8 protein-coding genes are annotated in these 14,962 nt (G+C 58.8%); 7 read left to right on the forward strand and 1 reads right to left on the reverse strand.

Going from position 1 to position 14,962, the window contains the following annotated elements; genetic code table 11:
* Window positions 1-83 precede the first annotated feature (83 nt).
* The 4 genes from MKZ79_RS10545 to MKZ79_RS10560 all read left to right on the forward strand — a co-directional run bounded on the left by MKZ79_RS10545 (window position 84) and on the right by MKZ79_RS10560 (window position 8,496).
* A complete protein-coding gene (locus MKZ79_RS10545; protein ID WP_336141868.1) occupies window positions 84-2,366 on the forward strand; it encodes a molybdopterin guanine dinucleotide-containing S/N-oxide reductase in 2,283 nt (760 codons plus the stop codon).
* Between the two features lie 222 nt (window positions 2,367-2,588).
* A complete protein-coding gene (locus MKZ79_RS10550; protein ID WP_336141870.1) occupies window positions 2,589-3,206 on the forward strand; it encodes a hypothetical protein in 618 nt (205 codons plus the stop codon).
* Between the two features lie 388 nt (window positions 3,207-3,594).
* Window positions 3,595-5,319 (forward strand): penicillin-binding transpeptidase domain-containing protein, encoded by a 1,725-nt coding sequence (locus MKZ79_RS10555; protein ID WP_336141872.1) that lies wholly within the window; start codon window positions 3,595-3,597, stop codon window positions 5,317-5,319.
* 288 nt (window positions 5,320-5,607) lie between these two features.
* Window positions 5,608-8,496 carry an autotransporter domain-containing protein gene (locus MKZ79_RS10560; protein ID WP_336141875.1) on the forward strand — a complete coding sequence of 963 codons (2,889 nt, stop codon included), beginning with the start codon at window positions 5,608-5,610 and terminating at the stop codon, window positions 8,494-8,496.
* Window positions 8,497-8,534: 38 nt separating this feature from the next.
* Here MKZ79_RS10560 and MKZ79_RS10565 read toward each other — a convergent pair whose 3' ends face one another.
* Window positions 8,535-8,993 carry an acyltransferase gene (locus tag MKZ79_RS10565; RefSeq protein ID WP_336141876.1) on the reverse strand — a complete coding sequence of 153 codons (459 nt, stop codon included), beginning with the start codon at window positions 8,991-8,993 and terminating at the stop codon, window positions 8,535-8,537.
* Between the two features lie 274 nt (window positions 8,994-9,267).
* Here MKZ79_RS10565 and MKZ79_RS10570 point away from each other — a divergent pair, with 274 nt between their 5' ends.
* From MKZ79_RS10570 to MKZ79_RS10580, 3 genes are read left to right on the forward strand one after another with little or no spacing between them, the layout of a single operon-like run.
* A complete protein-coding gene (locus tag MKZ79_RS10570) occupies window positions 9,268-10,392 on the forward strand; it encodes an efflux RND transporter periplasmic adaptor subunit (protein WP_336141878.1) in 1,125 nt (374 codons plus the stop codon).
* 9 nt (window positions 10,393-10,401) lie between these two features.
* Window positions 10,402-13,512 carry an efflux RND transporter permease subunit gene (locus MKZ79_RS10575; protein WP_336141879.1) on the forward strand — a complete coding sequence of 1,037 codons (3,111 nt, stop codon included), beginning with the start codon at window positions 10,402-10,404 and terminating at the stop codon, window positions 13,510-13,512.
* Window positions 13,512-14,912, forward strand: coding sequence for an efflux transporter outer membrane subunit (locus MKZ79_RS10580; protein WP_336141881.1), 1,401 nt, complete (start codon window positions 13,512-13,514; stop codon window positions 14,910-14,912). Before MKZ79_RS10575 ends, MKZ79_RS10580 begins: the two co-directional genes overlap by 1 nt.
* Window positions 14,913-14,962 lie beyond the last annotated feature (50 nt).

The following is a 14,962-nucleotide window of genomic DNA, read 5'->3' on the forward strand; positions in this document are numbered from 1 at the left end:
AGACGAAAGCAGAGGAGAAGTTTTCCGGCGTGGGCGAAAAATGATAGCCTGTTGCCAGAAAACACCACCTGCCGGAACCTGCCATGACCCTAAAAAAAGTGCCGCACCTCGCTCACTGGGGCGCCTTTACTGCCGTTGTTGAAAACGGCAAGCTGCAGCGCTGCGAGCCTTTCTTCGCCGACCGCGATCCTTCGCCGATGCTGAATACCATTCCAGAACTGGTCTATTCCGACAGGCGCATCCGCCAGCCGATGGTGCGCCGCTCCTGGTTAAAATCACGCGAAAAAAGCGATCGCACGTTACGTGGACGAGAAGATTTCGTCGCGGTCGACTGGGAGACGGCGCTGGATCTGGTGGCGGAGGAGAATCGGCGAGTGCGCGACCGCTACGGCGCGTCAGGGATCTTTAACGGCTCCTACGGCTGGTCTTCGGCGGGCCGCGTCAATCACGCCCGCACGCTGGTGCGCCGTTTCTACTTCAACGGCGGTGGCGGCGTCGATCAGCTGGGTAACTACAGCTGGGGCGCCGCGCAGTTTTTTCTGCCCTATATTATCGGCACCTATATGCCGTTAACCGGCCGCGTAACCGACTGGCCGAATGTGGTGGAACATTGCGAAATCTTTCTGGCTTTTGGCGGTCTGGCGTTGAAAAACGGTCAGGTCGCTTCGGGCGGAGCGGGCGAGCACAGCCTGAAACCGGCGCTGTTGGCGCTGGCGGCCAAAGGCACGCCGGTGATCAATATCAGTCCCATGCGCGACGACTGCCCGGAGTTTGTTAACGCTGAATGGATCCCTATTCGTCCCAATACCGACGTGGCGCTGATGCTGGCGCTGGGCTACGAAATTGAGCGTCTGGGCGCGGCCGACAAAGCTTTTCTGGCGTCGCACTGCGTGGGCTATCCACAGCTGCGCGGCTATCTGCTGGGCGAGAGCGACGGCGTGGCGAAAACGCCGGGCTGGGCCAGCGAAATCACCGGCATTCCCGCTGCGCGCATTGCATTACTGGCGAAGCAGCTGATTGGCAAACGCAGCTTTATCACCAGCTCTTACTCCGTGCAGCGCGCCCATCGCGGCGAGCAGCCTTACTGGATGATGATCGCGCTCTCGTCAATGCTGGGCCAGCCGGGATTGCCGGGCGCGGGTTTCTCTTTCGGGCACGGCTCCATGAACAGCGTAGGCAATCCACGCGTGGAAGGCCCGGCGCCGCTGATGTCCACCGGCGTTAACCCGATCGCCGACCAGGCCATTCCGGTAGCGCGCATCAGCGATATGCTGCTGCATCCGGGCGAGCCTTACGCTTTCCAGGGCAAAATGCATACTTACCCCGATATTCATCTGATCCATTGGGCTGGCGGTAATCCTTTCCATCATCACCAGCAGCTGAACCGGCTGGTACAGGGCTGGCAGAAGCCTGAAACGGTGATCGTGCAGGATATCGTCTGGACGCCCGCAGCGCAGATGGCGGATATCGTGCTGCCGGTTACTACCACGCTGGAACGCAACGATATTGGCGGCTCCTCACGCGATCGTTTTGTGCTGGCGATGCATCAGGCGATTAAACCCCTGCATCAGGCGCGCAACGATTTCGATATCTTTGCCGATCTGGCAGAGCGTCTGGGCTACCGTGAGGCCTTTACTGAAAACCGCAACGAAGCGCAGTGGATCGAGCATCTTTATCAGCAGTGTGCAGTGTCGCATCAGCGCAAGGGCATTCACTGGCCTGAATTCCAGAGCTTTTGGGAACAAGGCTACGTAGAGGTTCCGGAAGGCGGCAAGCCTTTCATCTATATGGAAGACTTTCGCCAGGATCCGCTGAAAAACCCTGTTCAGACCGCCAGCGGCAAAATCGAACTGTTCAGCGAAACCATTGCGGGCTTCGGGCTGGAGGATTTCGCGCCGCATCCTGAATGGCGGCCGCCGCAGGAGTGGCTGGGCGCGGAGATCGGTCAGCGCTTCCCGCTGCATATGATCTCCATTCAGCCAGGCGATCGCCTGCACAGCCAGATGGACGCCACGCCGACAGTACAGGCGAATAAAACCGCCGGTCGGGAAACGCTGTGGATGCACCCGCTCGACGCCGAAAAGCGCGGCATAGCCGACGGCGACGTTGTTGAAGTCTGCAACGATCGTGGCCGTATGCTGGCGGGCGCGCGGCTTACCACTGGCGTCAGCCGCAGCGTGGTGCTGATCGCTACCGGCGCCTGGTTCGATCCGGGATTCGGCAAAGCCTGGCAGCCGTTCGATCGCGCAGGCAACCCGAACGTGCTGACGCTGGATATCGGTACCTCGTCGTTGACTCAGGGGCCGAACGCCATGAGCTGTCTGGTAGAGATCAAAAAGGCGGCGATGGCACAAAGCCAGGCATAATATGGAAGCGCTGTCTGAAAATTGTAAATTTTAGCGCCAGTAGTTATTGCTATGACGGCAAAAAGAGCATAAAACTCAGGCTGATTTGATGCGGGGGAAAACGTGACCGGATCAATGTGATAGCGCCGGGAGCAGAGTCAAACGGCGTCAATGGATGGAGCGGCACTCTGCACGGTCAGACCTGACACTCAGCACAGGCCCGGCATCAGGGAGGACAAAAGGATGTACGGAACGGAAGCAATGCCGTTTCCCGGCTGTTGGGGAAACGGCGACGACGACGGAGAAAGGGATATGCGCAACCGTGTAAGGAAGCTGGAAGAGGATATTACGGAAATCCGTATTGACGTGGCCGTAATAAAATCTAATTACGCAACGAAAGGGGATATCAGCGGGCTCAGGGAAGAGGTCAAAGGAGATATCAGCGCACTCAGGGAAGAGGTCAAAGGAGATATCAGCGCACTCAGGGAAGAGGTCAAAGAAGATATCGGCGCACTCAGGGCAGAAGTTAAAGAAGATATCAGCGCACTCAGGGAGGAAGTCAAAGAAGATATCAGCGCACTCAGGGCAGAGGTCAAAGAAGATATCAGCGCACTCAGGAACGAGCTCAAAGAAGATATCGACGAGCTGAAAGAGGGGAGCTACGCGCTCAGTAAAGAGGTGAAAGAAAATACCGGCACGCTCAAGGAAGAAGTGACCAACCTGAAAATCGCTATTAGCGATACCCGCACTTTAATCAGCGAAACGAAAAATTCGATCATTATGTGGATGGTCAGCGCGGTGATTTTTGCCCAGCTCATCCCTGCTATCCCGGCAATCATCAAACTCTTTTTGTCCTCCTGAGGCCTGATAAACATCCCGCTGGTGCGGGATGTTCTGACGCTGACGGGCCGATGACGTTTCAAAACGCCACAGAAATCACATGGCTGGTTACATTTTGCGGGCAACTGTTGCGAATGCGCAGTAGCGAGCGCGCGTAGGCCGTTGCTACAGTTGAAGTCCCAGAGGTATTGATGGGTGAACATCAAAAGCTATTTTGTTTCACCGACCTGCGCAGACGCGCAGGTTTTTTTTATCCGCTGCGCCAACGACTGAGCCGGGCTGTGGCTCTTTTTATCGGGTAAACCGTACGGCAACAATCACGATCTGAAACACAGTTTTTCTGTTATCGCTCCCGCATTTTTTGTATAACTCCCGGTCAGTTACTCGCTATTTCGCCGACAGAAGAGTCATGCCCCGCTTAAAAAAATCACTGGCTAAAGACCAGGCCAAAACGCCTTTTCATCCCGCACGCTTTCGCCTGATCTGTCTTGGCGTCTTCGCTTCGATGCTGTTGCTGCTGGTGTGGGTCGGCGATCTACAGCTGATCAACCATCCCATGCTGGAAAAGCAGGCGGACGAGCGATCGCTGCGTACGGTGACGATTCCTGCCAATCGTGGCACGCTGCTGGATCGCAACGGCGAAGCGCTGGCGCTGAGCGTGCCTTCGCGTGACATCATCGCCGATCCGCAGCGCGTACTGGAAGCAAACCCCGATTTTACCAGCGCGAAATGGGAATATCTGGCCAACGCGCTGGATCAGCGTCCCGAAGAGATCGCCCGACAAATCAAAGCCAATCCTAATCGTCGCTTTCTCTATTTAGGTCATAAGATCGAGCTGGGCATCGCTAAAGATATCGCCAAACTGCATCTGACCGGTATTTCCACCGTTTATGACGACAGCCGCTTCTACCCGATGAGCGAAGCCACGGCGCCGCTTATCGGCATCGTTGGCGCGGACAATACCGGCCTGAACGGCCTGGAAAAAGGCTTCGATAAAGTCCTGCAGGGAACGTCGGGCGTAGAGAAATATCGTCAGGATGCCCACGGCAATATCATCGCCATGATCAACTATGAGCCGCCTCGCCAGCCGCCAACGGTGCAGCTCAGCATTGATAAATTCGACCAGTACACGCTGTACACTAAGCTGCGCGACGGCGTATTGCTGAATAAAGCCGATTCGGGCGCGGCGGTGCTGGTTAAAATCGATACCGGCGAAATTCTGGGAATGGCGTCCTATCCTTCCTATAACCCAAATAATTTCAGCAACGTTTCGCCAGCGCAGATGCGCAATGCGGCGATCAACGACAGCTACGAGCCGGGTTCAACGGTCAAACCGCTGGTGGTGATGGAAGGGCTGGCGCGCAAGCTGGTGCGTCCTGACTCGGTGCTGGACACCACGCCTTACCGCGTCAACGGCCATCTGATCCGCGACGTCGGTCACTGGCCTCGCCTGACGATGACCGGCATCCTGCAAAAATCGAGCGATATCGGCGTTTCTCATATCGCGCTGGCGATGCCGGCGGAAGTGCTGGTCAACACCTTTCACTCTTTCGGCCTGGGGAAACCCACCGGGCTGGGACTGACCGGCGAAAGCGTGGGCTACTTCCCGCTGCATCGCGAGCGCTGGGCCGATATCGAGCGCGCCACTTTCTCCTTCGGCTATGGTCTGCGCGTCACGCCGCTCCAGATAGCGCGTGAATACGCCACGCTGGGATCTTTCGGTGTCTATCGTCCGCTTTCTATCACCAAAGTGACGCCGCCGGTTATCGGTAAACGGGTCGCGGATGAAGATATCGTGCGCTCGGTAATTCATATGATGGAGAGCGACGCGTTGCCTGGCGGCAGTGGCGTTCGTGCAGCTGTTCCCGGCTATCGCCTGGCGATTAAAACCGGTACCGCGGAGAAAATGGGCGCCAGCGGCAAATATGACGGCGGCTATATCAACTATACCGCAGGCGTGGCGCCCGCCAGCAATCCGCAGGTCGCGCTGGTCATCATGATCAACCATCCAACGGCAGGCGATCACTTCGGCGGCTCGGTAGCCGCGCCGGTCTTCGGTAATATTATCGGCCCGGTGCTCAAGCATATGAACGTGGCGCCGGACGCGCTCTATTCCACGCACAGCGGAACCTGATCCTGGTGACCAACAGAAATCTGCGTAAACGCGCAGGCGGCCTGACGCGATAAGAGCGTCAACTCCCAGCCCACGCTAAGGCGTGGGTTTTTTTACGCCTTTTTTCCCTTCCCGTCGCACAACCTTAATCACCGAATAGCCCATCAAAGCATCAGCTTTTCTCATAATTGGAAAAGCCTTGATCTTTTAAACTATCAATATCTGTTATCTCTCCAGTTGGGATCTAAACTGTATAAATTCAAGCATGGATAGCTCTACCTTCTGCAATGGCGATCAAAGAGGATATCCGTGCAAATTACCAGAATCACACCGACCTTGTCCGCGCCTTCTCAGCTGTCATTACTGGCTGTTTTAATCAGTACGCTGTTGCTTACAGGATGCGGCGGCGGTGGCGGCGGCGGAAGCAACGAAACGCTGAACGCAACGCCAACGCCAACGCCGACACCCGTTGTTGAACCAACGCCAACCAAAGAAACCACGTCCATCACCGATTTGACGCCGAACACGGATTCAGCGCCGACGCCGGTTTCGCCGGTAGTGACTTACGGCAAAGTCAAAGTGGGCATTGTCGACTCAGGGCTGGCCTCCGGTCGTTCTGACATCAATTACGACAACGTGCATTTTGCCTCCTATTTATCCGGCGGCAGCCAAAGCCTGAACGATAATATGGGGCAGGCCGGACACGGTACCCTGGTGGCATTGACTGCGGCCGGGATCGCCAGCGGCGCCTTCGCTGGCGGCGTTGCGCCGGACAGCGAATTGTGGATAGCGCAGGCTTCCAGTAATAACCAGTTTTATTACTCGGATACGAATAAAGCCATCAACGGGCTACTCAATAACGGCGTAAAAATAATTAACATGTCTTACGCTTCCAGCGAGCGTTTATCGACCGTGGCGCAGCAGCAAAGCGCCCGGACAAGCGGGCGTTACGATCTGCTGCGCGACAGTTTAAGCAGCATCGTCAATGCCGATGCGCTGGGTGTGGTAGTAACCGGCAACAACGGCACCTCAACGCCTTCGCCAAACGCCCAGATCCCGTTGATTTACAATGACGCCAGCCTGCAAAAAGGGCTGATCGCCGTTACCGGCTATGTGCCTGGCTATACGGTGGCGCAGGGAAGTCGTCCGCCGGAGCTGTTTGTTTTCGATGCCTGTGGCGATGCGGCCGCGTGGTGCCTGGCGGCGCCGGGCTATGCCGACTATCTGCAGGATAACGGTACGCTGGCCCGTAAATACGGCACCTCTTTCGCCGCGCCGCGCGTAACCGGTGCCGCTTCCAGAGTCTCGGCGCAGTTCCCGTGGATGACCGGTTATAACTTTCAGCAAACTTTGCTGACCACGGCGGATTATCACAGCGATGCCGTGGCGGGAGTCAGCGCCGACACCGCGAATGGCCGTCCTTATAACAGCACTTTCGGCTGGGGCAACGTCAATGTTGATAAGGCGCTGAAAGGGCCGGGCATGTTCTACGGCGACGATTTCACCGCTGCGCTGACCTACGGCGACTACGTTTTCGCCAATGATATCAGCGGCGATGGCGGTTTGATCGTCAGCGGCACCAGCAATGCGGGCGGCGTGCTGCGGCTTACCGGTAATAACACCTATGCCGGTGCGACTCAGGTTAAAAGCAACACGCTTTACATCGACGGCAGCGTCGCCAGCGATGTGCGCGTGACCGGCAGCGGCGTGCTGGCGGGCGCGGGCAGGATTAACGGCAACCTGAGCAATCAGGGAACGGTAGTGACGACTGCCGCCGGCGCGCTGCATGTGGTTGGCAGCTACCAGCAAAGCGCCGACGGCACGCTGCGTATTACGCTGTCGCAGCCGCTGACGGTAGCCGGGCCGGCGACGCTAAACGGCGCGCTGCAGGTTACGCTGCCGTCTGATACCTATATCGTACAGACCAACGAGTCGCTGCTGCAAAGCGGTCAGGGCGTCAGCGGCCAGTTCACCAGCGTCGATACCGGCGTGTTCCTGAAAGGCTCGGTGGATTACAGCGCCAACAGTGTTACCGGCCATTTCCAGCGGGTAAATACCTTACAGGCGGCGCAGGCGGCAGGTTTGAGCGGCGCGGCGACGCTGCAAAGCGCGGCGAACGTTGAAAAAGCGCTGCAGGTCGCGGACAGGCTCTCGACGCAGTCGGCTCTTTCCGCACAGCAAAGCGAGCTGCTGCAGGATGCGGCCGCTTTCCAGAGGATCGGTAGCGGCGCGGCCGCCGAAGCGGTGCTGGACTCGCTTTCCGGCCAGGCGCACGCCAGCGGCAACGCGATTCTTTTTAACAGCCTGGATTATCAGAACCAGCTGCTGAGCAACCGTCTCGATCCCGAGCGGCAGAAGAACTACGGCGTATGGGCGGAAACCGGCACGCTGCACGGCGATCTGCAGCAGGATGGCTATCTGGGCAGCCACTACCGCACCAACACCACGGCAATCGGCGTGGACAGCAGCTTCGACGTGCCGGGCTTAAGGCTGGGCGCTGCCGTCACCGACAGCGAAATCCGCGCCAGCTATGAAGGCAGCGGCGGCAACAGCACCAACAGTCTGCAGGGCGTGATGCTCTACGGCCAGTATGCCGTGACGCCGGAGTGGTTCTGGCAGGGCAATCTGAGCTATCAGCATGGCGATACCGATCTCGATCGCGTAATGCTGCTGAACGGCGTGCGCTCAACCTCTTCAGAGACGAGCAACGACAGCTGGCAGGCGCTGGTGAAAACCGGCTACCGCTGGTCGCCGATCGATCGCCTGACGCTGCAGCCCTATGTCGGCATGAAGCTGAGCCAGCTCTACACCGGCGACTTCAGCGACAAGGGCGGCGCGCTGGGTCTGGAAGGCGACAGCGAACGCTACAGCCGCACGGTAGGCCTGACCGGACTGAATCTGAGCTCGCAGCTGATTGATGTCGGCCAGTGGTGGTCGCTGCTGTCGATATATGGCGAGCATCAGCATGCCTTTACCAATCCTTCGCTGGATGTTACCGCCAGGTGGACAGGCACGGGAGCGGAAGGCGAAAGCTTCTCTATTCCGGGCATGACGCTGGACAGAGATTCGCAGTGGTACGGTGTAAGGCTGGATGTAGGCAAAGCCAGAGACGCGCGGCTGTTCCTGCGGGCGGATAAGCACGTGGCGGAGAAGGGCGACGAATCGGTCTTCCGCGGCGGCGTCGATATCGCGTTCTGAGTTGAAAAGCTGGCTCCGGGCCAGCTTTTTTTCAGGCGCTACAGTTCCCGCAGCAGCCGCGCCGGATTGCCCGCATAAACGCCCTTGCGCAGAATATCGCGGGTAACCACGCTGCCGGCGCCAATCACCGCGCCGTCGCAAATAGTTACGGCCAGGATCTTCGCGCCGCTGCCAACAGAAACGTTATTGCCGAGAGTGATGCGCCCCCAGCTGTCGCTGTCAGGATCGGGACGGCCCTGGCGAAACATATCGTTAGCGAAAATCACACCGTGCCCGATAAAACAGTCGCGGCCTAGGGTGACATATTCGCAAATAAAGCAGTGCGACTGAATTTTAGTTCCTGCTCCCACCACCGTATGGCGCTGGATCTCGACAAAAGGGCCAACAAAAACGCCATCCTCTAACGTACAGCCATAAATATTCGCTGGTTGATAGATAACGACATCTTTACCCGCCTTGATGCCGGTAATTTTACTCTCACGGATTTCTGCTGGCATCGTTATTCCTTTGCTGACGTCATGACATAAACAAAAGAGCATACAACTTCTGACCGATATTCTGCATCAGGGAAACAGTATGTCAGCCTGCTTTCTGCTGGTGTCCCTCAACAGCACAGACTGTTTTCCTGTCAGGCGCTAACTGGAAGCTTTTGGATAACTAAATTAGCGAAAACTTAACACTGGTAACTCAGCCGCCCCTCTATAATTAGCCTCTTTTTATGAGAATGATCACTCTCGTTACTATTTCAGTTCACTCTGTTGAGACCCCACCATGCGCCTGAAGATCCTTTCCGCGAGCCTGATATTGATGCTGGCCGCCTGCGACCAGCACGCCGCGCCCACCAGCGACAAGCCGCTTTCCGTTGGCGTCGTCACGCTGCACAGCGAGCCGGTGACGCTGTTTACCCAACTGCCGGGCCGCACCACGGCCGTGCGAACGGCGGAAGTTCGTCCGCAGGTCAGTGGCATTATCCTTAAGCGCCTGTTTAAGGAAGGCGCGGAAGTCAAGGCGGGCGATCCGCTGTATCAGATCGATCCCGCCAGCTATCAGGCAGCTTACGACAAGGCCGAAGCGACGCTGGTCAACGCCAATAAACTGGCGCAGCGCTATAAGCCGCTGGCCGCCGCGCACGCCATCAGCGGACAGACCTATGACGACGCCGTTGCCGCCGCGCGGGAAGCGCAGGCCGATCTGGAAACCGCGCGGGTCAATCTTAACTACACCAAAGTGCGCGCGCCGATCGCCGGGCATATCGGCCGCTCGCTCTCCACCGAAGGCGCGCTGGTCACCAACGGCCAGAGCAGCTATCTCACCACCATCCAGCAGCTCGATCCTATTTATGTCGACGTCAGCGAATCTTCCCAGGATCTTCTGCGTCAGCGCCGCGCGCTGGCGGAAGGCAAGCTGAAGGCGGCAGGCGACAACGCTGCAGCGGTGAAGCTAAAGCTGGAAGACGGTTCGGCTTACGAGCAGGAGGGCAGGCTGGAGTTCTCGGAAGTCACGGTCGATCAGGGTACTGGCAGCGTCACTCTGCGCGCCGTTTTTCCTAATCCGCAGCGCGTGCTGCTGCCCGGCATGTTCGTGCATGCCAGCTTCCCGCAGGGCGTCGCCGACCAGGGCATTCTGGCGCCGCAGGAAGCGATCATGCACGACACCAAAGGCAAGCCTTACGTCTTTGTGGTGCAGGCGGACAACAGCGTGGCGCAGCAAAGCATTACGACCGGCGAGATGATTGGCGACAAATGGCTGGTGACCTCCGGGCTGAAGGCCAGCGACCGCGTCGTGGTGGACGGGCTGCAGGATGTGCGATCCGGCAGCAGGGTTCAGCCGACGGAAGCGCAGGCAAAAGCCGCGCCGCAGGCCAATCTGACCACAACCGATCCTTCGGCGCAGTAAGGGAAACCCATGTCTAAATTCTTTATCGAGCGCCCGATCTTCGCCTGGGTCGTGGCGATTATCGTGATGCTGGTCGGCTTTCTTGCGATCCTCAAGCTGCCGATCAACCAGTATCCGAACATCGCGCCGCCCGCCATCTCCATTCAGGTGACCTATCCGGGCGCCAGCGCCGAAACCGCGCAGAACACCGTGGTACAGGTGATTGAACAGCAGCTGAACGGCATCGACAACCTGCGCTATATCGAATCGCAGAGCAACAGCGACGGCAGCGCCACTATCATCGTCACCTTCAACCAGGGCACCGATCCGGATACCGCTCAGGTGCAGGTGCAGAACAAAGTCTCGCTGGCCGAGTCGCAGCTGCCGACCGAGGTGACGCAGCAGGGCATCAACGTCCGTAAATATCAGGCCAACTTTATGCTGGTGGTCAGTTTGATCTCCACCAACGGCAAGATGAGCAACGGCGATCTGGCCGATCTGCTGGTTTCGAAACTGGAAGATCAGGTGGCACGCACCAAAGGCGTTGGCGACTTCCTGGTGATGGGCTCCGAATACGGCATGCGCATCTGGCTGGATCCGGCCAAACTCTACAAATATCAGCTGATCCCCAGCGATGTTTCCACCGCCATCACTCAGCAGAACGTGCAGATCTCCAGCGGCAAGCTGGCCGGTTTACCGACCATTCCCGGCGCGAAATTCAGCGCGACCATTATCGGCAAAACGCGTCTTCAGTCCGTGGCACAGTTTGAAAATATCCTGCTGAAGGTGAATGCGGACGGGTCACAGGTTCGCCTGAAAGATGTGGCTAAAGTCGATTTGGGCCCGCAGGACTACAGCATCTCCGCCACCTATAACGGCAAGCCCTCCGTAGGCATGGCGCTGCGCCTGGCCAGCGGCGCGAACGTGCTGGATGCGATCAACGCGGTGCGCGCCACGGTCGACAACGTTAAATCTTCCCTGCCGGACGGCGTGGAGGTGAAGTTTCCTTACGATACTTCACCGGTGGTCAGCGCTTCGATTGAGGAAGTCGTGAAAACGCTGTTTGAAGCGATCGGCCTGGTATTCCTGGTGATGCTGGTATTCCTGCAAAACCTGCGCGCCACGCTGATTACCACTATGGTGGTGCCGGTCGTGCTGCTGGGCACCTTCGGCATTCTCTCCGCCTGCGGCTACACCATCAACACGCTGACCATGTTCGGCATGGTGCTGGCGATAGGCCTGCTGGTGGATGACGCCATTGTGGTGGTGGAAAACGTCGAGCGCGTGATGCACGAAGAAGGACTGGATCCCAAAGCCGCCACCCTCAAATCGATGGCGCAGATCCAGGGCGCGCTGTTCGGCATCGCGCTGGTGCTGTCGGCGGTGCTGCTGCCGATGGCCTTCTTCAGCGGCTCGACGGGCGTTATCTATCGCCAGTTCTCTATTACCATCGTTTCGGCGATGGCGCTGTCGGTGCTGATGGCGCTGATCTTCACGCCCGCGCTCTGCGCCACGCTGCTGAAGCCCGGCTCGGCGGATCACAAAACCAGCGGCATGGCGGGCTGGTTTAACCGCAAGTTCGATGCGGGCACGCTGCACTACACCAACAGCGTCGGCGCGGTGATCTCCAGACGCAACCTGTTCCTGGCGATCTACCTGCTGTTGGTGGTCGCCACCGGTTATCTGTTTACCCGCGTGCCGACCTCGTTCCTGCCGGATGAGGATCAGGGCGTGATGATGATGCAGACCACGCTGCCCGCCAACGCTTCCGCAGAACGCACACAGCAGGTGCTGGATGAGATTCAGGCGTGGCTGCTGAAAAACGAGCCGGAAGTCAGCTCGGTGTTCTCGCCGAACGGCTTCAGCTTTTCGGGACGCGGCGAAAACACCGCCATGTCCTTTGTGCTGCTGAAGCCCTGGGCGCAGCGCAACAGCGACCAGACGGTGCAGAAGCTTGCCGCACGCACTATGGCGCACTTCGCCACGCTGAAGGACGCTAAAGTCTTCGCGCTGGTGCCGCCAGCGGTAATGGAGCTGGGCAACGCCACCGGTTTCGACTTCTTCCTGCAGGACAGCAACAACCAGGGCCATGCGGCGCTGATGGCGGCGCGCAACCAGTTCTTAGGAATGGCCGCGCAGGACAAGCGTCTGAGCGCGACGCGGCCCAACGGCATGGAGGACGAGCCGCAGTATCACCTGATTATCGACGACGAACGCGCCCGCGCGCTGGGGCTGAGCCTGGAAGATATCAACGACACGCTTTCGACGGCCTGGGGCTCCAGCTACGTCAATCAATTTATCTACAACGGCCGCGTGAAAAAGGTCTATCTGCAGGGCAATGCCGGTTCGCGCGTGACGCCATCCGATCTCAATAGATGGTATTTCCGCAACACCAGCGGCGAGATGGTGCCGTTCTCCGCCTTCGGCAGCGGCGAGTGGCAGTACGGTTCGCCGCGCTATGAGCGTTTTAATGGCGTTTCGGCGGTGGAAATCATGGGCTCGCCGGCCAGCGGCTACAGCTCGGGCGACGCGGTGAAAGCGGTCAACGAAATCGCCGCCAAATTGCCGAAGGGCTTTAAGGTGCAGTGGCACGGCCTGTCGTACGAAGAGCAGACTTCCGGCTCGCAGACCAGCGCGCTTTACGCCATCTCGATCCTGGTGGTGTTCCTGTGCCTGGCGGCGCTGTATGAAAGCTGGTCGATTCCGTTCTCGGTGATCATGGTGGTGCCGCTGGGTATCCTGGGCACCCTTCTGGCGGTGCTGATGCGCGGCCTGCAAAACGACGTCTTCTTCCAGGTCGGGCTGCTGACCACCGTCGGCCTGGCGGCGAAAAACGCCATTCTGATCGTGGAGTTCGCCAAAGATCTGCACGAGAAAGAGGGCAAAGGGCTGGTCGAAGCGGCGCTGGAAGCGGCCAAACTGCGTATCCGCCCAATCATCATGACCTCGATGGCCTTCGTGCTGGGCGTGCTGCCGCTGACTATTTCCAGCGGCGCGGGCGCGGGCAGCCAGCACTCTATCGGCACCGCCGTGGTCGGCGGCATGATCACCGCCACCTTCCTGGCGATCTTCTTTGTGCCGATGTTCTACGTTGTGGTCGCACAGCGCTTTTCCCGTAAAAAAACAGAGGTAAAACAATAATGCGGCACCTTTTTCCCCTTACCGCGCTGGCGACGGCGCTTTTGCTCGGCGGCTGCACCATGGCGCCCAACTATCAGCGTCCGGCGCTGCCGGTAGCGGCTCACTATGACCAGCAGGGAGCGACCGCCGCTAACGGCGCGGATATCGGCTGGCAGAACTTTTTCACCGATCCGACGATGCATAAGCTTATCGCCAGCGCGCTGGAGAATAACCGCGATTTGCGCGTCGCGGCGCTGAACGTGGACGTGGCGCGTTCTCAGGTGCAGATCGATCGGGCGGCGCTGCTGCCCTCCATTAGCGCCAGCGGCTCGCAGACGGCGGCACATCTGCCGGGCAATCTCTACAACACCGCTTCGACCGGGCCGGTCACCTATCACGAGTTCAACACCAGCCTGGGCGTCAGCGCCTGGGAGCTGGACTTCTTTGGCCGCCTGCGCAGCCTGCGCGACGAGGCGCTGGAAAGCTATCTGGCGACGGCGGCGACGCAACAGGCCACAAAAATCAGCCTGATTTCCCAGGTCGCGTCGGCTTACCTTTCGCTGTGCGCCGACAACGAGCTGATGAAGCTCGCGCAGGAAACGGTGAAAAGCCAGCAGGATTCGTACAACCTGACCAAACGCAGCGTGGACGGCGGCGTCAGCAGCGAGCAAGATCTGGTGCAGGCGGAAACGTCGGTGCGCGCCGCGCAGGCTGACGTCGCCTCCTACACGCGCCAGGTCCGTCAGGACGTCAACGCGCTGAGGCTGCTGGTCGGTACGGATCTCCCGGCGGATATGCTGCAAAACGCGCGGCTGAATAAAAACTGGGCCTTCCCGGCCACGCCGTCGGGACTGCCTTCCGATCTGCTGACGCGCCGCCCGGATATTATTTCCGCCGAACATACGCTGAAAGCGGCCAACGCCAATATCGGCGCGGCGCGCGCGGCCTTCTTCCCGAGCATCAGCCTGACCGCCTCCGGCGGCTCCACGTCCAGCAGCCTGGGACATCTGCTGGAGGGCGGCACCGCGGCCTGGTCGTTCGGGCCGAGCATCAATCTGCCCATTTTTGACGGCGGCAAAAACTCGGCTAACCTTGATATCGCCCATTTGCAGAAACGCATTGAAATTGCTGACTATGAGAAGGCAATCCAGACCGCGTTCAAGGAAGTGGGCGACGCGCTGGCAGGGCAGGACACCTATAAGGATGAGCTGACCGCGCGCGAACAGGACGAGCAGGCCAACCAGCGCAACTACGATTTTGCCCATATTCGCTATCAGCAGGGCGTGGACAACTATCTCAACGTGCTGGTGGCGCAGCGGTCGCTCTATGCGGCGCAGCAGTCGCTAATTACCACCCGTTTAGGCCAGCTGAATCAGCAAATTACGCTGTACAAGGCGCTGGGCGGCGGCTGGAAGTCGTAACGGCGCGGGCGCGCGGGCCTGATGAGCTCGCGCCCGACCCGATTTTTAGC

This window comes from Erwinia sp. CGal63 (genome assembly GCF_037026505.1).
In the GTDB taxonomy this organism is placed as follows: Bacteria; Pseudomonadota; Gammaproteobacteria; order Enterobacterales; family Enterobacteriaceae; genus Erwinia.